The sequence below is a fragment of the Lichenicola cladoniae genome (assembly GCF_013201075.1).
Classification (GTDB): domain Bacteria; phylum Pseudomonadota; class Alphaproteobacteria; order Acetobacterales; family Acetobacteraceae; genus Lichenicola; species Lichenicola cladoniae.
This window is the reverse complement of the sequence record NZ_CP053708.1, coordinates 3,501,543-3,522,983: the sequence shown is the minus strand read 5'-3', so window position 1 is coordinate 3,522,983 and position 21,441 is coordinate 3,501,543. Positions and strand designations below refer to the sequence as shown.

Sequence of the window (21,441 nt, the reverse complement as noted above, 5' to 3'; positions counted from 1 at the left end):
CCATGCCCACGCCATCAGCCTCGACCGTGATTCCGGTCCGTCCGCTCTGGCGGAGCTTCCTCGCGTTCCTGGCGCCGATGATGCTCAGCAACATCCTCCAGGCGCTCTCGGGCACGATCAACAATATCTATCTCGGCCAGATGATCGGCACCGCGGCACTCGCCAGCGCCAGCGTGTTCTTCCCGATCCTGTTCTTCTTCATCGCCCTGATCATGGGAACCGGCGCCGGCGCATCGGTGCTGATCGGCCAGGCCTGGGGTGCCGGGGAGCGCGACCGGGTCAAGGTGATCGCCGCGACGACCATGACGGCAGCACTCGCATTCGGCGTGTTCATCGCGGTGGCAATGACCCCGTTCACGCGTCTGGTGATGACGGCGTTCGGAACGCCGGCGAACGTGCTGCCGGGCGCCATCGCGTACGCCACGGTGATCCTGAGCTTCATGCCGGTGCTGGTGGCGTTCCTGCTGTTCACCCAGTTGCTGCGTGGCGTCGGCGACACCGTCACGCCGCTGAAGGCGCTGGCGGTATCGATCAGCATCGCCATGGTGCTGACCCCGCTGCTGATCCGCGGCCGGCTCGGATTGCCGCCGTTGGGTGTCGCCAGCGCCGCCTGGGCCGGGGTGGCGTCCTGGACCCTGACCGTTGGCTGGATGGTCTGGTACCTGCGCCGTCGCGATCATCCGCTGGCGCCGGACGCGGTGTTCCTGCGCGCGATGTGGCCGAACCTGTCGATCCTGAAGCTGGTCTTGCGCCTCGGCGTGCCGGCGGCGGTCCAGATGGTGATCATGGCGCTCGCCGAGATGGTGCTGCTCGGCCTGGTCAACCGCTACGGCTCCGACGCGACCGCGGCCTACGGCGCCGTGAACCAGGTTCTGGCCTACGTGCAGTTTCCGGCCATCTCGGTGGCGATCACCACCTCGATCCTGAGCAGCCAGGCGATCGGTGCCGGGCGCGTCGAGAGCCTGCCCGGCATCCTGCGCACCGGCATGCTGTTCAACCTGGTGCTCACCGGCACGCTGGTGCTGCTGGCCTACCTGTTCTCGCGCAGCATCGTCAGCCTGTTCCTGACCACGGACGGGGTGATCGGGCTGACCCAGTCGCTGCTTCATATCGTGTTGTGGAGCGTGGTGGCCTACGGCGCCGCCGGCATCCTGTCCGGCCAGATGCGCGCCAGCGGCGACGTACTGGTCCCGACCAGCCTGTCGGTCGTGGCGATCGTGCTGGTCGAGGTCCCGGTGGCCTGGATCGGCAGTCGCATGATGGGCATCGACGGCGTCTGGATCGCCTACCCACTGACCTTCATGGCGATGCTGCTGTTCCAGGGCCTCTATTACCGCACGGTCTGGCGCCACAAGACCATTACCCGCCTTGTGTGAAACTGTCCGGGTCCGCCATAGCCCGGGGATTTCGGCTCTCGCCTCCGGCCGGTGTCGGTGTCGTGAAAATGCGCCCGATGTGACCGCGAAGTCGCGATCCCGCAATGGCCATGCCGGTGCGGTTCGTGGCACACCCTCGCTCGTGAGACGGCCGCGCGACGACAAGCCTCGATTATCGGCAGGAGCCGCTTCGCCATCCGGCCGGCGAGCACGCTTCTGCACCGGTTCGATCATGCGCCACACGGCCGTCATGGCCGGGACCGGCGGCATCGGGCTGGTCGCGGTGTTCTCGGTCGACCTGCTTAACCTGTTCTATATCTCCCTGCTCGGCGACCGCAGCCTGACCGCCGCGATCGGCTTCACCGGCGCGGTCGGCTACCTGCAGATGTCGGTCTCGATCGGCATGTCGATCGGCCTCGGCGCGGTGGTATCCCGGCTGATCGGCGCCGAGCGCCATGACGAAGCGCGGCGGGTGGCGTCCTCCGCGCTGGTGGTGATGGCCGCGGTGATGCTGCTGATCGGGCTGGTCACGGTCATGCTGCTGCACCCGATTCTACGCGCGGTCGGCGCCAGCGGCGAGACCCTCCGGGCCGCCGCCGGCTACCTCACGCTGGTATCGCCGTTCCTGCCGCTGGTGGCGCTCGGCATGGGGTTCTCCGCGTTGCTGCGGGCCTCCGGTGATGCGCGCCGGTCGATGACCGTGACCCTCTGGGGTGCCGGGGTGACCGCCTGCCTCGATCCGGTGCTGATCCTCGGCCTCGGCTCCGGGCTGCATCTGGGGCTGATCGGGGCCGCGATCTCCACCGTCCTGTCACGCAGCGTCGTCGCCCTCATCGGCTTTCGCAGCGTGCACCGCCATGCCCTGCTCGAGGGTCCGACCTGGAGCGGCATCGTCCCCGATGCGCGCCGCGTCGGCACCGTCGCGATGCCGGCGATCCTCACCAACCTGGCAACCCCGGTCGGGGGCGCCTACGTCACCCACGCGATGTCGAGCTTCGGGCTGCAGGCGGTCGGCGGCCAGGTGACGATCGACCGCATCACCCCGGTCGCCTTCGCCTTCATCTTCGCGCTCACCGGCTCGGTCGGGCCGATCATGTCGCAGAATCTCGGAGCTGGGCTGCTCGGCCGGGTGCGCGAAACGCTGCGGGCCTCGCTGATCCTAGTGCTGGCCTGCGTCGCGATCATGTGGGCGATCCTGGCGTTGCTGCAGGACCAGCTCGTCCTGCTGTTTTCGGCAACGGGCGCGGCTGCGATGCTGATCCACCTGTTCTGCTCGGTGGCGGTCGCCGGCTTCCTGTGGGTCGGCGCGCTGTTCGTGGCCAACGCCGCATTCAACAATCTGGGCTTTCCGCTGCTGTCGACCCTGTTCAACTGGGGACGGGCCACGCTCGGCACGATCCCGTTCGTGGCGTTCGGCATGCGCTATGGCCCGGTCGGCGTGCTGTTCGGCCAGGCGGCCGGGGGCATGCTGTTCGGCAGCCTCGCGGTCATCACCGCGTTCGTCGTCACCGGTCGCCTGAAGCCCGGCCAGGCGGTCAACGCCGGACGCGGCCTCGCTGTCGATGTCCCCGGCGCCACAGCCAAGGCCGCGATGGCCGAGCTGTCCGAACTGGAAGAAGCGCCGGAGTCACATCAGGAAGATCCGGCGGACCCGTTTCTCAGATCGGAGGGCAGGACGATCGGATGACGTTCCGGCGGTCCGGCGATCACGCCTGGTAAGAGGCGATCTCGATCAGGTTTCCATCCGGATCGTGGCAGTAGACCGAGATCGTCGGCCCGAGTGCGCCGAGCCGTTCGACCGGCCCCTCGGTGATGGTGATGCCGCACTTGGTCAGATGATCGATCACGTCGTCGCTCTCGACGGCGGTGACGAAACACAGATCCTGGCTGCCGGGCATCGAATCGTCGGCGGTGGTCCATCCTTCGACGCCGAATGGTCGCAGGTTGATCTTCTGGCCGCCGAACTTCAGCGCGCAGCGCCGGTTGCGGCCGTACTCCTCACGTTCCATCCCGAGCACGCGCTGATACCAGGAGGCGGTCTTTTCCACCTCGCGGCAGGTGATGACGATATGGTCCAGCCGGTCGACGGTGAAGCGCATCGGATCAGGTCAATCCATCATAGAAATCATTGCCCTTGTCATCGATGACGATGAACGCGGGAAAATTCTCGACCTCGATACGCCAGACCGCTTCCATGCCGAGCTCCGGATATTCGAGCGGCTCGACCTTGCGGATGCAGTCCTGCGCCAGCCGCGCCGCCGGCCCACCGACCGAGCCGAGATAGAAGCCGCCATGGCTCTGGCAGGCATCCTTCACCGCCTTCGAGCGGTTGCCCTTGGCCAGCATGACGAACGATCCGCCATTGGCCTGAAGCATCTCGACATAGCTGTCCATGCGGCCGGCGGTGGTCGGACCGAACGAACCGGTCGCCAGGCCCTCCGGGGTCTTGGCAGGGCCGGCGTAATAGACCGGGTGATTCTTCAAATAGTCCGGCAGGCCTTCGCCGCGATCCATCCGTTCCTTGAACTTGGCATGCGCGATGTCGCGCGCGACCACCACGGTGCCGGTCAGCGACAGCCGGGTTTTCACGGGATACTGCGACAGCAGCTTGCGGATCTCCCACATCGGCTGGTTCAGGTCGACCTGGACAACATCACCGCCGAGCACCTCGTCCGATGCCTCGGGCAGGAAATGGGCCGGATCGGTCTCGAGCTGCTCCAGGAAGATGCCCTCGGGCGTGATCTTGGCCTTGATCTGCCGGTCCGCCGAGCACGATACGCCGATCCCGACCGGCAGCGAGGCGCCATGCCGCGGCAGCCGGATCACCCGGACGTCATGGCAGAAATACTTGCCGCCGAACTGTGCGCCAATCCCGAGCGACTGGGTCAGCTTGTGCACCTCCTGCTCCAGGCCAACGTCGCGGAACGCGTGCCCAAGCGCCGAACCCTCGATCGGCAACGCGTCGAGATATTTGGTGGAGGCCAGCTTGACCGTCTTGAGCGTCAGCTCCGCCGAGGTTCCACCGACCACGATCGCCAGGTGGTAGGGCGGGCAGGCCGAGGTCCCCAGGGTACGGATCTTGACCCCCAGCCACTCCAGCAGCTTTTCCTTCGACGCCAGCAGCGCCCGCGTCTCCTGGAACAGGAAGGTCTTGTTGGCGGAACCACCGCCCTTGGCGATGAACATCAGGTGCAGTTCGTCGGCATGATGCTCGCCGGGTGCAGCTGCGATGTCGAACTGCACCGGCAGGTTGTTACCGGTGTTGACCTCGTCGAACATGGTGAGTGGCGCCATCTGCGAGTAGCGCAGGTTGGTTTCGGTGTAGGTGCGATGCACCCCGTGGCTCAGCGCCTCTTCCTCGTTGCCGTCGATCCAGACCCGTTGGCCCTTCTTGCCGAACACCATCGCGGTGCCCGTGTCCTGGCACATCGGTAGCACGCCGCCCGCGGCGATCGAGGCGTTCTTGAGCAGGTCGAGGGCCACGAACCGATCGTTCGCGGATGCCTCGGGGTCGGTCAGGATGCGCGAGAGCTGCGCCAGATGTCCGGGGCGCAGCAGATGCGACACATCGCGGAACGCCTCTGCCGCGAGGTCGGACAGCGCCTCGGGCCTGATCCGCAACACCGTCCTGCCGTCGCACACCGCAGTCGAAACACCCTCGATCGCCAGCTTGCGCCAGGGTGTGTCGTCCTCGCCGAGCGGAAACATCGGCGTGTAGGCGAACTCGTTGACCGGCGGCTGCGAGGAGCGGCGCGGAAGCGGCGGCATGGCGTTCATGGTGGTTCCGGTTCAGGCGGCAGGACGATCTGGCGTCACGCGGCCGGTTGCGGTCAGTTGGGCGTGGAGCCTCGCTTGCGGAACGCGTCCAGGCTTACGACCTGCGGGGTAGGATCAGGCGCCGGGCCGTCATCCGCGTCATCCTTGACGGCAGCGGCTGCAGGAAGCGCCTGGGTTTCCTCCGGCGCGTCGTCGGCATTTGCTGCCTCGTCACCCGGGGTGAAGCGCAGGGCGAGGTGCACGAACGGGTCCGCGAAGCCGGTGATCGCCCGGAGCGGCACGACCAGTGTCGTCGGCACGCTGCCGAACGACAGGCCGACGGTCAGGAGCTGCGCCTCCTCGTCGACCTTCAGGTCCCAGAACTGGTGCTGCAGCACGATGGTCATTTCCTGCGGATACTGGGCGAGCATCCGCTTGGGAATGAACGTGCCGGCATCGTCGGTGCGAAAGGTGATATAGAAATGGTGCCCGTCCGGCAGACCCTCGGCGGCGGCGAAGTTGATCGCCTTGATCATCACCTGCCGATAGGCGTCTTCGATCCAACGGTCGTACGGGAGCAGGCTGTCGGCCATGCTGGTCTCGTCACCGCCACCGGAAATGCCACCGACATCGTCTTCGGCCATGTGGGCCCCCTGAATTCGCGCCGGAGTCCGTTCCCGGACGACTGGCCTCAATCGTGCAGCCATGAGGCAAAGCCACAGGCGACGCAAGCGGACTAAAACGCGCATCACATGCTCTGCCAAACTCTTAAGTGAGGGGGCTTCTGTTGCCCGGTGCCCCCCCGAACCGCGCTTATCGCTTATGCAGCGACAGCGAGCGCCTGATTGTTATCGTTGGCACTTGTAATATGACCCGATGACGGCGGTATCATGCCGAGCAAAAAGTTAGTCTTTACCACGCGTGTCGAGCCTGTTTCGTCCCCATGAGGCCCTCGGCCTCGCGGCCTCCGGCGTTTGGTGGAGACGCCGGGCACTGCCCCCGGGTCCACAACGATTATTCCACACACCGTTTATCGCCATAGCTAGGGTTGCCCCTCGCACTACTGAATATAGGGTGTGCATGCCGTTGCGTCCAGATGGACGCTTTGTTCGGTTGGAGCCGGGCACCACCGATGCTACGTCCGCATCATGCCCTTAAGTCCTGACCAGCTCGCCGAGATCGATCAGCACCAGCAGGCGTCCGCGCCCACCCGGCGGGCCACCGTGCCCGCCCTGGAAGCGATGCTCTATCGCGCGACTCCGGTGCTCGACCACGGGTTCGTCCGTGTCATCGACTACATGGGCGACGATGCCGCGATCGTGCAGGCGGCCCGCGTGTCCTACGGCAAGGGCACCCGCAAGGTGTCCGAGGATGCCGGGCTGATCCGCTATCTGATGCGCCACCGTCATTCGACGCCGTTCGAGATGTGCGAGATCAAGTTCCACGTGAAGCTGCCGATCTTCGTCGCCCGCCAGTGGATCCGCCACCGCATGGCCAACGTGAACGAATATTCCGCCCGCTATTCGATCCTCGATCGAGAATTCTACATCCCGGAGCCGGAGCACCTCGCGGCCCAGAGCTCCAGCAACCGCCAGGGCAGGGGGGACGTGCTGGAAGGCGAGGCCGCCTCGGCGGTGCTCGACCTGCTGCGCGACGATGCCGCCCGCTGCCACGACCATTACGCGCTGATGCTGGGCGACGACGAGCAGGAGGTCGCCGGCGGCAATCCCGGCCAGCGCGGCTATGGCCTGGCGCGCGAGCTCGCCCGGATGAACCTGACGCTCAATACCTATACGCAGTGGTACTGGAAGTCGGACCTGCATAACCTGCTCAACTTCCTCAGCCTGCGCCTGGACCTCCATGCCCAGTTCGAGATCCGGGTCTATGCCGAGGCAATGCTGGACTGCGTGCGTGCCTGGGTGCCGACCGCCTGCGCCGCATTCGAGGATTACCGGCTCGGCGCCTTCACCCTGTCGAGCTCGATGCTCGGCGTGGTGAAGCGCCTGCTCGATGGCGAACCCCTGGAGCAGAAGGCGAGCGGGCTGAGCCGTCGCGAATGGGACGAGCTGATGCAGGCGCTGGGCCGGGCCTGACCTCCTGGACCGCGCCCGGTCGCTATCGGGGCTGTCGCGGCGGGCCTTTGCCGATTGGAATTGCGAAGCCCACCGGGCGGCCTAGTATCGGTCCATGCGCGATCCATCCAAGCCGAGTTCGATACCGAGCCTGCTCCCGTTCGTGGTGATGGCTGTCCTCCTGCTGGTCATCTTCCTGGGTTTCGCGCTGTTCCCGAGGTTCAAGACCATGATGACGCAGCAGGACTGCGTCGCGAGCGGACGGACCGACTGCACCAGCCCGCCTTGATCATCCGTCGGATCGTTCGGCAGCCTGCTCTACCGGCGCCAGGGCTTTGCACTGTTCCCTGGCTCCAGGGACCGGACATCGGTAGCCCCGAGCCCGGTCCGCACATTACTTCGCCATCGAGACCGTCTGGCGCTGCTCGCCGAGACCGTCGATGCCGAGACGCATCACCTGGCCGGCACGCAGGAACACCGGCGGCTTGCAGCCCAGCCCGACGCCGGGCGGGGTTCCGGTGGAGATGATGTCGCCGGGTTGCAGGCTCATGAACTGGCTGCAGTAGCTGACCAGGGTGCGCACTCCGAATACCATCGTCGAGGTGTTGCCGTCCTGGTAGCGATGTCCGTCGACCTCGAGCCACAGGCCGAGCGCCTGCGGATCGGGCACCTCGTCGGTGGTGACCAGCCACGGTCCGATCGGACCAAACGTGTCGCAGCCCTTGCCCTTGTCCCAGGTGCCGCCACGCTCGAGCTGCCACGCCCGCTCGGACACATCGTTGATGACGCAGTAGCCGGCGACATGGTCGAGCGCCTGCGCCTCGTCGATATTGCGGCCGCCCTGGCCGATCACTACGCCGAGTTCGACTTCCCAGTCGGTCTTTTCCGAGCCGACCGGGATTTCCACGTCGTCGTTCGGACCGATGATGGCGCTGGTCCATTTGGCGAACAAAATCGGCTCCTTGGGGATCGGAGAACCGGTCTCCTTGGCGTGGTCCGAGTAGTTCAACCCGATGCACACGAACTTGCCGACCGCGCCGACGCAGGCTCCGAGCCGGGGCCCGCCCACAACCGGCGGCAGGGTGGATGGGTCGAGCGAGGCCAGCTTGCGCAGCGTCTCCGGCAGCAGGGCCGCGCCTGCGATATCGGCGACATGATCGGACAGGTCACGGATCTGGCCGGCCGGATCGAGCAGTCCGGGCTTTTCGTGGCCCTTGGGGCCGTAGCGCAAAAGCTTCATGTTCTGTCCTCCGCCGCGGCCTGGCTGTCGGTTCAGCCAGCCGCCGTCGGTGAGCATCGCAGTTCTGGTGACGAACCGCGATGGTGATCGAGCCAGGAAGTGGAACACCGTCGTTGCCGATCCAGCGTCGACGGGTGAATTGACCATCGGGTCTTGCCGTTCCGCTGAAGGATTGGCGCGATCAGGATGGGCGGGTACCATGGTCGAGAGGGCCGATCTCGAATGCTGTCGCCGCTCATCGGACAGGCAAGCCGCACCACCGATTGTCACCCGGATAACAGGGGCCGTAACCCCAAGCGTCGGGGACGGGCAGGGTGCGACGGGGGCTAGGAACCGGGCCGTCGCAGATGAAGGCGCTACATAGCCTGCCCAATCTACCGGATCATCGATCGAGACATCTACCTTGCCTGAGCCGGTTCATGAACGGATCTCATCTACGCCGGCGATGCCGGGCGTCTGGCCGACATGTTTCCACATCTCGTAAGCTTGAGAAGCCTGAGTAGCGGACGTGTTGTTGCGGCGATCTTGCGCCTGTCCCTATTCAACTCGCGATTGCCGGAAACGATCTCTGGACGGATCCGTCTCCGAGTACCGTGACGGCTTATTCGATCCGCTTTTAAAAGCATTTGGCCAGATCGAAGGCAACGCCGATAACATTATCGAAGCGGCTATCGAAACGGTCATGGAAGGCGGTGGATTTACCCACCGCCAGCCCGGGATCTAGCGGATTGCGCGACGTCCGACGATCGCATGGTATAGGAACAGAACGATGACCGCACCGACAACTGCGACGATGAGGCTGTAGATGTTGAGACCGTCCACGCCCTGCGCGCCGAAATAGCTGAACACGAAGCCGCCCACGATCGCGCCGACAATCCCCAGAATAATATCGAGGACGATACCTTCTCCCGACTTGTTGACGATCTTGCTGCCGATGAAGCCGGCGACAAGGCCGAGTATGATCCAGGCAATGATGGACATGATATAACTCCGAATGTTGTTGCTAACGAACGGTCAACGAGACCGGGTTGATTCCGGTTGCCGAAACACCGGAGGCATCTTCCCGGCGTCAGACGTCAAAGCCTACGGGCGCGCTGGCGCTCGGCCGTCACCTCGGCGGTGCGGTAGCCGGCAGCCGTGTCGTCGAAATGGCTCCAGTCCTTCGACTGGTAGCTGGCACGGCGCGCGGCGATGTCGACCGATCCGCTGCCTGAAAGAACCTGCTCGATCTGCGATGCGTCGCCCTCGTCCGCGCGGACCGTCACCAGCGTGCCGCCACGGCGGACACCCTCGGCATATACATGCGCGTCGTCCTTGTGCACGCCCGCACCGGTCAGCGAGCCGAGCAGGCCTCCGGCTGCCGCACCGGCACCTGCGCCGGTCAGGGTCGCGACCAGCCAGCCGGCGGCGACGAGCGGGCCGATGCCCGGGACCGCCAGCGCACCGATGCCGGCCAGCAGGCCCGCACCGCCACCGACCATCGTGCCGACGCTGGCACCGGTTCCGGCGCCGGTCGGAGCGTCCGGCGCAGTGCCGTTCGCCAGGCTCGTTGCCGGCACCCGGTCATCATGATTGCTGCCGACGATGCTGATGTCGGCATGCGGCACGCCGTTGGCTTCGAGGTCGCCGACCACACGGGCTGCATCGTCATAGCTGTCGTAGAGATGAGTAAAGGTTCTGGTGGTCATGATCGTCTATCCCGCGATCGCGCTGTTGCCGACATTGCCTTTGTAGTCGAGCCAGACGGAGGCCGGATTGCCACCTTTCTCGGCCGCACCGCGCCAGACGCCAGTCGCGTCCTTGTGGAGCGCATGGACAGCGGTGAAGCCATGCGAACCGATGCGGCGCCGTGCCTCGCCCTGGGTAAAGGAATTGCGCCCGTGAGCGGGCGTCGGCGCGTTCGCGGTGGTCGTGGCGACGGCCTGGTTGTCGTTTCCGGAAGCGGTATCGGTCGCGGGTGCAGTCCCGGAGGTCTGGGCGCTGGCGGTACCAAGTGTCAGCATCGCACTGGCGATACCGAGGAAGATGCGGCGCATGGGATGGTCCTGGGCTAGGGGGAACGGCCGTGGCACGCGGGCCCGATCAGGGGCCCGCGTGGTGGTGATCAGATCTTCGGACGCGCAAGCGGCGATGCGGCCGGCTTTGTCGCGACGGCATCATCGCGGCTGATCTCGACATCCTCGCGCCGAACCGTATCGTGGATCGTCTCGACGCGATCGGTCGCTTCCTTGCGGACGACGACTTCCTCGACGACGTGCGCGGTCTTGGCGATAACGGCCTCTTCGTCGCTCTCGGTCATTTCGATCACGCGATCGGAGAAGTCCGGGGTGGACGCAACGTTGCCGGTCACCGGACGCCGCTCGATGGACACGCGCTCGGACTGCAGCGTCACCTGCTGCTCGACCGGCTTCTCCACCACGAAGCGCCTCACACGCGTGGTGCCGCGATCGACCAAGCGCTTGCCGACGGAGATCTGCTCCTCCGACAGCGCGATGACCGCCTCGCCGCTGCCATAGGACGGCTCGGCCGCGGTGGCCGCTGCCGTCGCCGGGATCGCACCTGAAGCGGAACGGCCCAGGCCGTAGCTGTTGGAGCGCTCATCGATATCGATCGGGTTGTGCCGCTCGAGAATGGCGGTCACGCCGGCGACATGCTCGGCCGGGGCCCTGACGGTCAGGATGCTGGAACCGCTCTCGATGCTGCGGTCATAGACCGCCGTGTCATGATCCGGCTCGCCGCCGAACAGGCTGCTCCAGAAACCCTGCTCGCGCACCGGGGCTGCGCCCGGGGTGGCGGTGCCGGAGCTTGCGCCGGTCCTGGAGATCGCGTCGGGCGGAAAGCCTGCCGCATCCAGATCACGCACCGCGGCATCGGCGTGGGCTGCGGTATCATAGACCGCTACGATGGTTTCGTGTGTCATGGTCTCGATGTTCCTGATGTTGGTTACGGGTTGCTGGTGGGGAATGGTGTCTCGTCGGCCGTGGTGATCGGGGTGCGCGTGACCATCGCCTCCTGCCTGCGCAGCGCGACCGTCTCGACATGCTGTGCGGTGTGTCTGACGCGCCGGATATGCACTTCCTCCTTGAGCAGGAGGCGGCGTTCCACGATGACGACCTCTTCCACCACGGGCATGATGGTAAAGTCGCCCTCCTCGCGAACGGGCGGTACCGCATCGACGAAGTAGCCCATCGGCACATGCACGATCTCGACGCGCCGATGCGTCAGCTCTTCGTCGACCAGATGGTCGTGGCTGCGTGTGACGGTGGCGACGCGGACGATCGAGCGATCGACGACGCGCTTGCCGACGACGAGATCCTCGCTGTGCAGAGCGAGGATCTCTTCATCCGCCCCGGCCGCGGTACTGTCGGTCGGACCGGGGTAGACCGTGGTCATTTCGTCTATCCGTGGATCGGCGTCAGGCGTCGCGCACCTTGTCCTTGACGCTGCCTACGGTTTTCTGCGCGTGGCCGGCGGTCTTTTCAGTGGTGCCCTCGGCCTGCAGCTTCGTGTCGCCCGTCACCTTGCCGGCGGTTTCCTTGACGGAACCGACTGCCTGTTTCGCGGCGCCCTTGATGCGATCTTTGTCCATGGTGTTTCTCCTCCGTTGCCTGTCGTTTTCGACTGGCGCTGAGACAAGCATGGATGCGACGGCAGGTTCTCCAGGCTATTTCCGGATCCGGACCGGCGACTGGTGGTCCGGCACTAGTCCGGCTAGTCCGTCAGGATGCCGGCGGCTCAGCGGCGCGGGCGCGGGCGCGGACGAACCGGGGCGCCCATCACGCCGCGCTCGCGGGCCCAGATGATCAGCTTGGCCCGGCTGTCGACGCCGGTGCGCCGATACAGGCTGGCGACATGGTTGCGCACGGTGTTGCGCGCCACAGCCAGGCGTTCGGCGATCGTGCCGTCGTCCAGGCCCTCGCAGACCAGGTCGAGGATCTCGCGCGCGCGGGGCGGCAGTTCCGCGAGTGAACTCGTCTGTTCGTCCGTCACGCCGGCACTCCGGCGTGCCAGCTTGTCGAGCACCGCATCGGTGAACCAGCTCGTGTCATGCATGACCGCGGCAATGGCATCGGCGACCTCCAGCTTCGAGCGTTGCCGGTCCGCAACGTTCTGGGCCACGAGAAGAACGCAGCTCTGGTCACGGATCTCGACCAGCTCTGCCGAGACTAGGCAGTCGAGCCGGTCGCCGCCTCTGGTCTGTAGCGGCAAAGCAAGGTTGCTGACCCGTCCGTCCTTGCGAAGCAGCCGATCGAGCACGGCGGTCGACTGCGGGTCGGCCCAGAGTGGCAGGGCATGCGCGTCCTGCCCGACCAGTTCGTCCGTCGCGTGGCCGGACTCGCGGGCGAACGCATCGTTGGCCAGCAGCACATGCCAGCCCTTCCACACCATGATCGCGGTCGGGACCGGCGCCATCCGGAAGGCGAGTTCGAACCGCTGCTCGCTGCGGCGCAGTTCCGCCTCCGCCTGCCGGCGCCCCTCGAGGTCGGCGAAGGTGAACAGCATGCATCGCGTATCGCCGACATCGATCGGCTGTCCGGCGACGATCACGCAGCGCTCGCCGCCCTGCGGCAACTGCATCGTCGCCTCCATCTGCGGGACGGTTCGGCCCTCCTGCAGCCGCTCGATCGCCAGTTCCCGGCGTGCGGCCCCCTCGAGGATGTCGACCTCGTAGATCGAGCGGCCCACCACCTGGTCCTCGCGGCAACCGGTCATGTCCAGGAAGCCCTGGTTGACGCGGATGTGCGTCAGGTCGCGCAGCCGCAGGATCAAAGCGGGGGCAGGGTTGGCATTGAAGGCGCGTTCGAAGCGCTCCTCGGCATGGTAGCGCTCGGTCTCGTCGTCGAGGATCAGCACCAGCAGGTCGCGGCGTCCGTCATCGTCGGTCAGGACCAGGCTGCGGATGCGGTGCGTCCAGCGGGCCGCCTTCTCGCCCTTGCGCGCCACGTCGACCACGACCTCATTGAAGGTCTCGCCGGCCATCACCCGCTCGATCGGCGTGTGGCCTCCGGCGGTGCGGTGGCCATTGCGGTATCGCAGCTCGAACCGGCCGCAATAGTCGGGAACGGTGGTCCCGAGATCTGCCAGGGTCCGTACCCCGTGCATCTCCAATGCGGTCTCGTTGGCCCAGATGATCGTCTCGTCGGTCTCGATCAGGATGACCCCGTCGCTGACCCCGGACACGATCTGCTGCAAATAGCGATACCGGGCGTTCCGGCTTGGGAAGCTTCCCGGCATCACACACCTCGATCCAACGGCGTGTGAACGGAACGCGGTCCATACGGTTCGCCCGGTATCGACCGGCGCGCGGAACGCGTACGGGGGTGCGACCCGCACGTCGTCTTGCCGCTCCGGCTTGCCCGGTGCCTACGCCTAGCAGGCCGCTCCGCCCATTTCCTCATCCATGCCCGTCAGCCCGCGCGCTTCTTTTCCAGTTGCGGCCGCAGCGCCTCGGCAACCCGCGTCGCGATCGCCATGTAGGCCCGGCCCGCATCGCTGTCCGGCGCGCTGGCCAGGATCGGCGTTCCGGCGTCGGCGCTGACACGGATGTCGAGCAGCAGCGGTACCTCGCCCAGGAACGGCACGCCCAGCGTTTGCGCCTCTGCACGTGCCCCACCATGTCCGAACAGCGGCGTCGAGTGGCCGCAGTTCGGGCAGCAGAAGGTGCTCATGTTCTCGACGATGCCCAGCACCGGCACGCGGGTTTTCTCGAACATCGCCACCCCGCGCCGTGCATCCAGCAGCGCGATATCCTGCGGCGTCGACACGATCACGGCGCCGGCCAGCGCCACCTTCTGCGCCATCGTCAGCTGCGCGTCGCCGGTTCCCGGCGGCATGTCCACCACCAGCACGTCGAGCTCGCCCCAGTCGACATCGACCATCAGCTGCTGCAGCGCGCCCATCACCATCGGGCCACGCCAGATCATCGCGGTCCGTTCCTCGACCAGCAGCCCGATCGACATCACCTTCAGGCCCCAGGCATCGATCGGGATCAGCCGCTTGTCCCGGACCTCCGGCTGGTGGGTGATGCCCAGCATGCGCGGCAGGCTGGGCCCGTGGATGTCGGCATCGAGCAGGCCCACCGACAATCCGGTGCGTGCCAGCCCGATGGCCAGGTTCACCGCAGTGGTCGACTTGCCGACGCCGCCCTTGCCGGACGCCACCGCGATCACCGCCTTGGCGCCCGCCAGCAGCTTCGCCGGCGGACCATCCGTCGCCGCCGGGGCAGGCCCGCCGCCGCCCAGTCCGATCGGCCGATGACCGCCGCCACCGCCCGCCGGGGCTGCAGGGACGGGCGGCCTGGCCGGCGCCGGTGCCGGCGCGGACCCTGCGGGGCGATGCGCCGTCAGCACCACGGTCGCGTTCATGATGCCGGGAACGGCGCGCAGCGCCCGCTCCACCTCGGCACGCGCCGGCTCCAGCCCGGCGGCATGGGCCCGATCGGCGGCGAGGGTGATCTGCACCAGCCCGCCCTGGATGCGCACGCTCTCGACCAGGCCGGCGGTCACCAGGTCCTGCTGGCTGCGCGGGTCGCGAACCCGCTCCAGCACCTGCCGGACCGCCTGGTCCAGTGTGCCCTTCTCGATGTCCGTCATGCTGCCTCCGGTGGCCGACCCGATCCTGCCACAGACAGGAGGTTGGGCCTGGCCGGGCATAGTGCAGCCCCCCGCGGCCGGCAAACCGGCACCGCGATGCGCGCGTTGCGATGCCGTACCGGACCGTAACTTCGAGCCTGTCGCCCTGGAACCGGGACCGGAAGCGTTCATACTGTCCGGATCGGTGCGGCATCGACGCGAGCGACGAGGGGGCAACCATGGACATGATCGTGACACCGGCCGCCTCGTCGCCATCGCTCGACCATGCGTCGCTTTCGGACGGCACGGTCCGCCCGCCCAAGCCCGGCCGCGACCATCGCGTCGATGCGCTGCGCGGCGTGGCGCTGACCATGATGTTCGCCGACCACATCCCGCAGAACCTGCTGAACCGGCTGACCATCCGAAATCTCGGTTTCTGCGATGCCGCCGAGATCTTCGTGCTGCTGGCCGGCTTCGCCTCGATGCTGGCGTATGGCCGTGCCTTCGAACGGGAAAGCATAGGGTCGGCCCTGAACAAGCTGCTTCGGCGGGTGGTGAAGCTCTATCTGTTCCAGATGGGGATGCTGCTCACCACGGTGCTGGTGATCAAGGAATGGCGGCGCTACCACCCGGTGCCGGTCGATTTCCTCGAGCCGGAACTGGCGCACGGCGTGCACAGCTTCTGGCGTGTGCTGGCGCTCGAGGCACTGCCCGGCAACCTGAACATCCTGCCGCTCTACATGGTGCTGCTGATCCTGTTCCCGGTGATCTACCTGGCGCTCAGGTTCAACCGCTGGGCGGCACTCACCCTCAGCGCCGGCGTGTGGCTGCTGATCAATCTCGACCCGCAGATCAACCTGCCTAACTGGCTCGATCCGGATGGCTGGTATTTCGATCCGTTCGCCTGGCAGTTCCTGTTCACCATCGGCGCCTGGGCGGCGATGGAAACCCGCAACACCGGCGGCGACGTGCCGAAGTCGCGCTGGCTGGCCGGCCTCTGCTGCCTGTATCTAGCTTTCAGCGCGGTACAGTCGTTCCCGTGGGCGCTCTGGGGCCTGCCGGACCTGTCGTTGCTGCCGCTGGCGCCGCCGGAAAAAACGCCGCTTTCACCGCTGCGGCTGATCGACGTGCTGGCGATCTTCTACCTGGTGCAGAGCAGCCAGCTCGCCAGCCGCCTGTCCGCCGGCCGGATCGGACAGGTGCTGGCGGTGATCGGCCGCCACTCGCTGGAAGTATTCTCGCTCGGCACCGTGCTCGACCTGCTGGCCCGGCTGATCATGACCACGTACGGCACCGCCTGGCCGATGCAGATCGCCGTCAACGTCATCGGCCTTGGCACGATCTATCTCCTGGCGGTCACCCTCGATCGCCGCAAGGCGGCAGCGCGCAGCCGCACGAATCCGGCCGCGCCCTTGCCCGTCCCGACAACCGGTGGAACCCTGGCCCCCTGATGACCTTGGCTCCCGCCCTGCCACGCACCCATGCGCATCGCCTTGGGTCCAGCGACGCCGGGCCGGTGCCGTTGCGCCTGGTGGCGTTCGGCTCCTCGACCACTGAGGGCTCCGGCTCCAGCGGTCCGGCCCACACCTATCCCGCCGTGATGCGGCGAACCATGCTGCCGTATTTTGCGGGCGGCATCGCGCTCGCCAACCGCGGTATCGGCGGCGACACCGCAATCCAGATGGATGTCCGCATCGGGGCGGTGATCGAGGAGCGTCCCGACCTCGTGGTCTGGCAGACCGGCTCCAACGACCCGCTGCAGGAGATACCGCTTGCCGTTTTCGAGCACCTGACCCGAGACGGCATCGACCGGCTGCGTGCCACCGGCACCGACCTCGTCCTGGTCGACCAGCAATATTGCCGCGCCCTCGACGAATGCCCGACCTCGCCCTCGTTCCTGGCCGCGCTCCACCGGATCGCCATGGACATGGACGTGCCACTGTTCGATCGGCACGCACGCATGCTGGACTGGTGCGCAGGGTCGGAGCTGACGCGCGACACGCTCTCGCCCGACGGGCTGCACATGGCCGATCGCGGCTACGCCCTGCTGGGCGAGGCCCTGGCGGTCTGGCTTCTCGACCTGGCCTGAAAACAGCGTAATTCCTGACGGTTTCTGTCTCCGGCGCGTTCACGCTGTGCCCGACCGGCGGGCCTTGCGTCCGGCGTGGCGCATGAGCAGAGTCCGCCGCTTCACGTTTCCCTGCCTCGATCGTTCTGTGCCCGTCCCAGGAGACACCCGACCTCATGCGCTTTGCGACCACGTGTTCCGGCGCAAGCGCCGCGTCCAGTCTTCGTGCCCGGCTGCTGGCTTCCGGCCTTTCGCTGTCGCTGATCGCCGCTCCGGCGCTGTCGGTGCTGGCGCCCCAGGCGGCCCTTGCCCGCGGCGCGCCGGACAGTTTCGCCGATCTCGCGGCCCGGCTGCTGCCGTCGGTGGTCAACATCTCCTCGACCGAGACCGTCACCGACGACAGCCAGGACGATGACGACGATCCGACCGACCAGGGCGCACCGGGTGCCGGCCCCGGCGACAAGGATCCGTCCCCGCAAACGCCGGGACAGCAGGCGCCGGGGCTCAAGACCCCAGGTGGCAAGGGTGGCGGCAAGAGTGACGGCCCGACCCCGGCCTTCCCGCCCGGATCGCCGTTCGAGAAGTTCTTCCACGACTTCATGAACAAGCATGGCGGCGGCAAGGGCGGCGCCGTCCCGGGCGGTCCGGCCACCCCGGGACGCAAGATGCAGAGCCTGGGTTCCGGTTTCATCATCGACGGGTCCGGCCTGGTCGTGACCAACAACCACGTCATCAAGGGCGCCGACACCATCACCGTGACGCTGCAGGACAACACCGTCCTGAAGGCCAAGCTGCTGGGTCATGACGACAAGACCGACCTCGCCTTGCTGAAGGTCGATGCCGGCCACCCGCTGCCCGCGGTGGTGTTCGGCGACAGCGACAAGAGCCGGGTCGGCGACTGGGTGCTGGCGATCGGCAACCCGTTCGGCCTGTCCGGCACCGTCACCGCCGGCATCGTGTCGTCGCGTGGACGCTCGCTCGATAGCGGCCCGTACGACGATTTCATCCAGACCGATGCGCCGATCAACCGCGGCAACTCGGGCGGCCCGCTGTTCGACATGGATGGCGGGGTGATCGGCATCAACACCGCGATCTATTCGCCGTCGGGCGGCTCGATCGGCATCGGCTTCTCGATCCCGTCGAACGAGGCACGGACGGTGATCGACCAGCTGCGCCAGTTCGGAAAGGCCAAGCGCGGCTGGATCGGCGTGCGCATCCAGGACGTGACCCAGGACATCGCCGACAGCCTTGGGCTGAAAACTGCCAAGGGCGCGCTGGTGGCCGGGCTGGAGCCGAACGGGCCGGCCGCGAAAGCCGGACTAAAAACTGGCGACGTGATCCAGCAGGTCGGCGGCAAGGACGTCGATGGCCGCACCCTGCCGCGCGTGGTCGGCGAGACCCCCGTCGGGCAGACCGTGCCACTCGGTATCTGGCGCGATGGCAAGTCGCAGACGTTGCAGGTGGCGATCCGCGACTTCCCCGAGGACCAGCCGAAGCCGGCCGCGCCGACGGCGCCGACGAAGCAATCCGGTCCGGCGCCGGTCGACATGGCCGATATCGGCATGAAGCTTGCCACCCTGGACGACGTGCTGCGGCAGAAATACCAGCTCGGCGACAGCCAGAAGGGCGTGGTGGTGACCGATATCATCGAGCCCGGTCCGGCGTTCGACCGCGGCATCAAGGTGGGCGACGTGATCGTCGAGGTGCAGCAGTCCGAGGTCAGCACCCCTGCCGAGATCCAGGCGCGGATCGCCGAGGCGCGCAAGCAAAAGCGGCCGTCGGTGGTCATGCTGGTGCAGAGCGGCGACGGCATGCGCTGGGTGCCGTTGCCGGTGCAGGCGACTGCCCCCCAGGCCACGCCGAAAGGCCGGCATGGTCCGGGTAACCACGACTAGGGCTCCGCCCGAGACGTTCCTGGCCGACTCTATTTAGCGAGCATGATCCGATCCGATGGCAGGATGATCGGATCATGCCCTGGCATCCGAAGTGGCATGAGCGACCAGACTGGCGTCTCCCGGTATCATCTCCTGAACCGGCTCCGTTCATGGACCCCGGAGCTGCGCCAGACCGTGCGGACCCTGGTCTCGGTGTTCATGTCCGACGTGGTCGCGCGCGGCCTGCACCTGCATGAGCCGGCCTGGGCGTTGATCACCGCGGTGATCGTCACCCAGGCCCGGGTCAGCTCAAGCCTGGAAGCCGGCCGCGACCAGATCCTCGGCACGCTGATCGGCGCCTTTGCCGGTGCCATCGCGATCGCGCTGGCCCTGGCCGGGCTGCCGCGGGTGCCGCTGTTCGCGGCCCTTATGGTGCCGCTGGCACTCCTGGCAGCCTTCAAGCCGAACCTGCGGCTGGCCGGCGTGACGCTGGTGGTGGTGTTTTTGTTCCCGGCCCAGGGCGGCGCATTCAGCCGTCCGGTCGATCGCGTGCTGGCGATCCTGGTGGGGGCGGCGGTATCGCTGCTGGTGTCCTACGCGGTGTTCCGGTCGCGGTCCCGGACCCAGGCGTTCGAGGCGGCTTCCACCATGCTGGCGACACTGGACGACACCCAGCGGCAGGCGCTGGTCCACCGGCTGCCGATCCCGGAGTTGGAGCGGCTGAACGATGCGAGTTCGGAGCTGCTAAAGGTCCTGGTGACGTCGATCCTGGAGGCCCGGCGCGAGCGGCTGGGCTCGATCGAGCGGCACGAGCCGCTGATGGTACGGCTTGCCCCGATGCTGCGTCGCCTGCAGAGCGACGTGCTGTTCGTGGCTCGTGCCGTCCACGAGACCGCGGTGACGACGCCGACCCCGGACCGCGATGCGCCCCTGGTGCCCCGGCTGAGCGCGGTCGCCGACGCGATTTCAGCTGCGTTGCAGGCGCTGCGGACGGCGATGCAGGACGAGGCGGACAATAACAGCCATGCGCACGACCAGGCCTTGCGGGAGGCCGATCGGCTGATGGCGGTGATCGGCCGGCTCGGCGACGAGGCTGGGCCGCTGCCGCGATTCACCCTGCAGATGCTGAGCCGCGACATCAGCGAGGCGGCATTGGCGCTCAGGCCGGAGACCGACGATCGCGCGACGAAGTGACGCGGCGAGGCTGTGCCTGACGCACGCCATGCACCGGTCCTGAACATGGCACCCGGCGGCTGAAACCCGATAGTCTTCGGCACGACCAGTATCCCTGCGATCGGAGGCATACAGCATGACAACCGACATTCTCTCGAACCCGGTCCGTGTCGATGTGGCCGGGGAGTTCGAAATCCTCCAGCGCGACGGCGTCGTCGGCAAGAAGGGCGCCTTTGCGCCGGGCTGGGTCGACCAGCTTCGCGAGGACATGATGACCGCGTTCTGGGAGGCGATCCAGCGACCGGGCGGCGCGGTCGGACGCGGTCCACGCCGCTGGTATGTCGAGCTGCATCCGCAGGCGCTGAGCGGTTTCACCGAGCTGGTGTCGCATCCCTGGATCACCGCCATGGCCGAGAAGGTGTTGGGGCCGGACTACCAGATCGTCGAGATCGGCTTCGACACGCCGTTCCAGGGGGCGTCGAACCAGCCCTGGCATCGCGACTTTCCGTCGCCGGTCGACACGTACGAGGGCAGGAGGATCACCTCGCTCGCCTTCAACCTGACCGGCGTCGACGTGACCCCCGACATGGGTCCGTTCGAAGTGGCACCGGGAACCCAGTGGGATGACGGCCGCGGCTGGAACCACGAGATGTTCCCCGACCGGTCGGTCTGGCCGCGCTTCGAGGAGCGGGCGACGCGGAAATACCCGCAGCGCGGCGATATATCCTGCCGGTCGGCACTGACCATGCATCGTGGCACCGCACACCCGTCGCCGATCGCACGACCGGTGCTGGTGATCGGCGTCGATGCGCCGGGCGCCGGCCATGCGGCCCTCCACGACATGATGGTCACGAAGGAGTTCTATGCCGGACTGCCGGCCTCGGTCCGTGAGCACCTCACGTGCCGGGTGGTCGACGAACTGGTGCCGATCACCCAGAAGCACGATATCGAGGGACTGGTCATGGGCAGCGACCGATAGATCCGGTCAGCCCAGGCGTGTGAAGAACCGCACCGTGGGTTCCGAGACCTGCACCGCCAGAACACCGTCACGGAAGGTGAAGAAGTGCGGTTGCTGCAGGTGCAGCTCGAACGCCGCACGATCGTCATAGACCTCGTAGAGCACGAGGCTCTCCGGATCGTCCTCTGTCGCCAGGATCTCGAAGCTGCGACAGCCGGCCTCGTTGGCGACCGAGCCGTCCGCATCGATATGGGCGAGCTCTATGAAGGCATCGACCATTCCCGGCTTGACCCGGAACTCGGCGATGACGACGAACGCGGAGTTGCCGGTCATGCTCGGCCCGCTCCGCGCA

Annotated in this window: 21 protein-coding genes, 1 other RNA gene and 2 pseudogenes; 9 read left to right on the top strand and 15 right to left on the bottom strand. The window is 66.9% G+C overall.

Annotated features, from left to right (window positions below; translation table 11 throughout):
- Nucleotides 1-2: 2 nt before the first annotated feature.
- Both HN018_RS15980 and HN018_RS15975 read left to right on the top strand, forming a co-directional pair.
- Nucleotides 3-1,376 carry an MATE family efflux transporter gene (locus HN018_RS15980; protein ID WP_204259552.1) on the top strand — a complete coding sequence of 458 codons (1,374 nt, stop codon included), beginning with the start codon at nucleotides 3-5 and terminating at the stop codon, nucleotides 1,374-1,376.
- A 232-nt stretch (nucleotides 1,377-1,608) separates the two neighbouring features.
- Nucleotides 1,609-3,063 carry an MATE family efflux transporter gene (locus tag HN018_RS15975; RefSeq protein ID WP_171833131.1) on the top strand — a complete coding sequence of 485 codons (1,455 nt, stop codon included), beginning with the start codon at nucleotides 1,609-1,611 and terminating at the stop codon, nucleotides 3,061-3,063.
- 19 nt (nucleotides 3,064-3,082) lie between these two features.
- Here the strand turns inward: HN018_RS15975 and HN018_RS15970 are convergent, their stop codons facing one another.
- The 4 genes from HN018_RS15970 to ssrA all read right to left on the bottom strand — a co-directional run bounded on the left by HN018_RS15970 (nucleotide 3,083) and on the right by ssrA (nucleotide 6,231).
- On the bottom strand, nucleotides 3,083-3,475 hold the full coding sequence (locus HN018_RS15970) for a VOC family protein (RefSeq protein ID WP_171833132.1): 393 nt from the start codon (nucleotides 3,473-3,475) through the stop codon (nucleotides 3,083-3,085).
- A gap of 4 nt (nucleotides 3,476-3,479) precedes the next feature.
- Nucleotides 3,480-5,144, bottom strand: coding sequence for a fumarate hydratase (locus HN018_RS15965; RefSeq protein WP_171833529.1), 1,665 nt, complete (start codon nucleotides 5,142-5,144; stop codon nucleotides 3,480-3,482).
- Between the two features lie 62 nt (nucleotides 5,145-5,206).
- A complete protein-coding gene (locus HN018_RS15960) occupies nucleotides 5,207-5,776 on the bottom strand; it encodes an SspB family protein (protein ID WP_171833133.1) in 570 nt (189 codons plus the stop codon).
- A gap of 129 nt (nucleotides 5,777-5,905) precedes the next feature.
- Nucleotides 5,906-6,231, bottom strand: a transfer-messenger RNA (tmRNA) gene (gene ssrA, locus HN018_RS15955).
- Between the two features lie 49 nt (nucleotides 6,232-6,280).
- On the opposite strand from ssrA, the gene thyX reads away from it, so the two are divergent.
- Both thyX and HN018_RS15945 read left to right on the top strand, forming a co-directional pair.
- Nucleotides 6,281-7,225, top strand: a complete 945-nt coding sequence (gene thyX / locus HN018_RS15950; protein ID WP_171833134.1) for an FAD-dependent thymidylate synthase — start codon at nucleotides 6,281-6,283, stop codon at nucleotides 7,223-7,225.
- A gap of 94 nt (nucleotides 7,226-7,319) precedes the next feature.
- The gene (locus HN018_RS15945) at nucleotides 7,320-7,493 is read left to right on the top strand and encodes a hypothetical protein (protein ID WP_171833135.1); all 174 of its coding nucleotides are present in this window, start codon (nucleotides 7,320-7,322) and stop codon (nucleotides 7,491-7,493) included.
- Nucleotides 7,494-7,598: 105 nt separating this feature from the next.
- Here the strand turns inward: HN018_RS15945 and HN018_RS15940 are convergent, their stop codons facing one another.
- The 10 genes and pseudogenes from HN018_RS15940 to HN018_RS15900 all read right to left on the bottom strand — a co-directional run bounded on the left by HN018_RS15940 (nucleotide 7,599) and on the right by HN018_RS15900 (nucleotide 15,037).
- Complete coding sequence (locus HN018_RS15940) at nucleotides 7,599-8,444, bottom strand: fumarylacetoacetate hydrolase family protein (protein WP_171833530.1); 846 nt, start codon at nucleotides 8,442-8,444, stop codon at nucleotides 7,599-7,601.
- 720 nt (nucleotides 8,445-9,164) lie between these two features.
- Nucleotides 9,165-9,425 carry a GlsB/YeaQ/YmgE family stress response membrane protein gene (locus HN018_RS15935; protein ID WP_171833136.1) on the bottom strand — a complete coding sequence of 87 codons (261 nt, stop codon included), beginning with the start codon at nucleotides 9,423-9,425 and terminating at the stop codon, nucleotides 9,165-9,167.
- A gap of 95 nt (nucleotides 9,426-9,520) precedes the next feature.
- Nucleotides 9,521-10,132 (bottom strand): hypothetical protein, encoded by a 612-nt coding sequence (locus HN018_RS15930; protein ID WP_171833137.1) that lies wholly within the window; start codon nucleotides 10,130-10,132, stop codon nucleotides 9,521-9,523.
- Between the two features lie 6 nt (nucleotides 10,133-10,138).
- Nucleotides 10,139-10,480: a hypothetical protein gene (locus HN018_RS15925; RefSeq protein WP_171833138.1), complete on the bottom strand. Its 342-nt coding sequence runs from the start codon at nucleotides 10,478-10,480 to the stop codon at nucleotides 10,139-10,141.
- A gap of 68 nt (nucleotides 10,481-10,548) precedes the next feature.
- Nucleotides 10,549-11,364: a YsnF/AvaK domain-containing protein gene (locus tag HN018_RS15920; protein ID WP_171833139.1), complete on the bottom strand. Its 816-nt coding sequence runs from the start codon at nucleotides 11,362-11,364 to the stop codon at nucleotides 10,549-10,551.
- 23 nt (nucleotides 11,365-11,387) lie between these two features.
- Nucleotides 11,388-11,837: a DUF2382 domain-containing protein gene (locus HN018_RS15915; RefSeq protein WP_171833140.1), complete on the bottom strand. Its 450-nt coding sequence runs from the start codon at nucleotides 11,835-11,837 to the stop codon at nucleotides 11,388-11,390.
- Between the two features lie 22 nt (nucleotides 11,838-11,859).
- Entirely contained in the window at nucleotides 11,860-12,033 is a 174-nt protein-coding gene (locus HN018_RS15910) for a CsbD family protein (RefSeq protein WP_171833141.1), read from the bottom strand.
- A gap of 146 nt (nucleotides 12,034-12,179) precedes the next feature.
- Nucleotides 12,180-12,389: pseudogene (locus HN018_RS29415) on the bottom strand (LuxR C-terminal-related transcriptional regulator); the annotation flags it as partial.
- A 201-nt stretch (nucleotides 12,390-12,590) separates the two neighbouring features.
- Nucleotides 12,591-13,679 (bottom strand): annotated as a pseudogene (locus HN018_RS15905) (PAS domain S-box protein); the annotation flags it as partial.
- A gap of 173 nt (nucleotides 13,680-13,852) precedes the next feature.
- The gene (locus HN018_RS15900; RefSeq protein ID WP_171833143.1) at nucleotides 13,853-15,037 is read right to left on the bottom strand and encodes an Mrp/NBP35 family ATP-binding protein; all 1,185 of its coding nucleotides are present in this window, start codon (nucleotides 15,035-15,037) and stop codon (nucleotides 13,853-13,855) included.
- A gap of 110 nt (nucleotides 15,038-15,147) precedes the next feature.
- Between HN018_RS15900 and HN018_RS15895 the strand changes: the two genes are divergently transcribed.
- The 5 genes from HN018_RS15895 to HN018_RS15875 all read left to right on the top strand — a co-directional run bounded on the left by HN018_RS15895 (nucleotide 15,148) and on the right by HN018_RS15875 (nucleotide 21,110).
- Nucleotides 15,148-16,467: an OpgC family protein gene (locus tag HN018_RS15895; RefSeq protein WP_239478744.1), complete on the top strand. Its 1,320-nt coding sequence runs from the start codon at nucleotides 15,148-15,150 to the stop codon at nucleotides 16,465-16,467.
- Nucleotides 16,467-17,105 (top strand): SGNH/GDSL hydrolase family protein, encoded by a 639-nt coding sequence (locus HN018_RS15890; protein WP_171833144.1) that lies wholly within the window; start codon nucleotides 16,467-16,469, stop codon nucleotides 17,103-17,105. Before HN018_RS15895 ends, HN018_RS15890 begins: the two co-directional genes overlap by 1 nt.
- A 155-nt stretch (nucleotides 17,106-17,260) precedes the next feature.
- On the top strand, nucleotides 17,261-18,979 hold the full coding sequence (locus HN018_RS15885; protein WP_171833145.1) for a DegQ family serine endoprotease: 1,719 nt from the start codon (nucleotides 17,261-17,263) through the stop codon (nucleotides 18,977-18,979).
- 96 nt (nucleotides 18,980-19,075) lie between these two features.
- Nucleotides 19,076-20,152, top strand: coding sequence for an FUSC family protein (locus tag HN018_RS15880; RefSeq protein ID WP_171833146.1), 1,077 nt, complete (start codon nucleotides 19,076-19,078; stop codon nucleotides 20,150-20,152).
- A gap of 115 nt (nucleotides 20,153-20,267) precedes the next feature.
- Nucleotides 20,268-21,110, top strand: coding sequence for a phytanoyl-CoA dioxygenase family protein (locus HN018_RS15875; RefSeq protein ID WP_171833147.1), 843 nt, complete (start codon nucleotides 20,268-20,270; stop codon nucleotides 21,108-21,110).
- A 6-nt stretch (nucleotides 21,111-21,116) separates the two neighbouring features.
- Here HN018_RS15875 and HN018_RS15870 read toward each other — a convergent pair whose 3' ends face one another.
- A complete protein-coding gene (locus HN018_RS15870; protein ID WP_204259551.1) occupies nucleotides 21,117-21,422 on the bottom strand; it encodes a putative quinol monooxygenase in 306 nt (101 codons plus the stop codon).
- Between the last annotated feature and the right edge of the window lie 19 nt (nucleotides 21,423-21,441).

Coding starts and splice junctions, on each gene's coding strand:
- HN018_RS15980 (WP_204259552.1), top strand. CDS start 3: ATGCCCACGCCATCAGCCTCGACCGTGATTCCGGTCCGTCCGCTCTGG.
- HN018_RS15975 (WP_171833131.1), top strand. CDS start 1,609: ATGCGCCACACGGCCGTCATGGCCGGGACCGGCGGCATCGGGCTGGTC.
- HN018_RS15970 (WP_171833132.1), bottom strand. CDS start 3,475: ATGCGCTTCACCGTCGACCGGCTGGACCATATCGTCATCACCTGCCGC.
- HN018_RS15965 (WP_171833529.1), bottom strand. CDS start 5,144: ATGCCGCCGCTTCCGCGCCGCTCCTCGCAGCCGCCGGTCAACGAGTTC.
- HN018_RS15960 (WP_171833133.1), bottom strand. CDS start 5,776: ATGGCCGAAGACGATGTCGGTGGCATTTCCGGTGGCGGTGACGAGACC.
- thyX (WP_171833134.1), top strand. CDS start 6,281: ATGCCCTTAAGTCCTGACCAGCTCGCCGAGATCGATCAGCACCAGCAG.
- HN018_RS15945 (WP_171833135.1), top strand. CDS start 7,320: ATGCGCGATCCATCCAAGCCGAGTTCGATACCGAGCCTGCTCCCGTTC.
- HN018_RS15940 (WP_171833530.1), bottom strand. CDS start 8,444: ATGAAGCTTTTGCGCTACGGCCCCAAGGGCCACGAAAAGCCCGGACTG.
- HN018_RS15935 (WP_171833136.1), bottom strand. CDS start 9,425: ATGTCCATCATTGCCTGGATCATACTCGGCCTTGTCGCCGGCTTCATC.
- HN018_RS15930 (WP_171833137.1), bottom strand. CDS start 10,132: ATGACCACCAGAACCTTTACTCATCTCTACGACAGCTATGACGATGCA.
- HN018_RS15925 (WP_171833138.1), bottom strand. CDS start 10,480: ATGCGCCGCATCTTCCTCGGTATCGCCAGTGCGATGCTGACACTTGGT.
- HN018_RS15920 (WP_171833139.1), bottom strand. CDS start 11,364: ATGACACACGAAACCATCGTAGCGGTCTATGATACCGCAGCCCACGCC.
- HN018_RS15915 (WP_171833140.1), bottom strand. CDS start 11,837: ATGACCACGGTCTACCCCGGTCCGACCGACAGTACCGCGGCCGGGGCG.
- HN018_RS15910 (WP_171833141.1), bottom strand. CDS start 12,033: ATGGACAAAGATCGCATCAAGGGCGCCGCGAAACAGGCAGTCGGTTCC.
- HN018_RS15900 (WP_171833143.1), bottom strand. CDS start 15,037: ATGACGGACATCGAGAAGGGCACACTGGACCAGGCGGTCCGGCAGGTG.
- HN018_RS15895 (WP_239478744.1), top strand. CDS start 15,148: ATGCCGTACCGGACCGTAACTTCGAGCCTGTCGCCCTGGAACCGGGAC.
- HN018_RS15890 (WP_171833144.1), top strand. CDS start 16,467: ATGACCTTGGCTCCCGCCCTGCCACGCACCCATGCGCATCGCCTTGGG.
- HN018_RS15885 (WP_171833145.1), top strand. CDS start 17,261: ATGCGCTTTGCGACCACGTGTTCCGGCGCAAGCGCCGCGTCCAGTCTT.
- HN018_RS15880 (WP_171833146.1), top strand. CDS start 19,076: ATGAGCGACCAGACTGGCGTCTCCCGGTATCATCTCCTGAACCGGCTC.
- HN018_RS15875 (WP_171833147.1), top strand. CDS start 20,268: ATGACAACCGACATTCTCTCGAACCCGGTCCGTGTCGATGTGGCCGGG.
- HN018_RS15870 (WP_204259551.1), bottom strand. CDS start 21,422: ATGACCGGCAACTCCGCGTTCGTCGTCATCGCCGAGTTCCGGGTCAAG.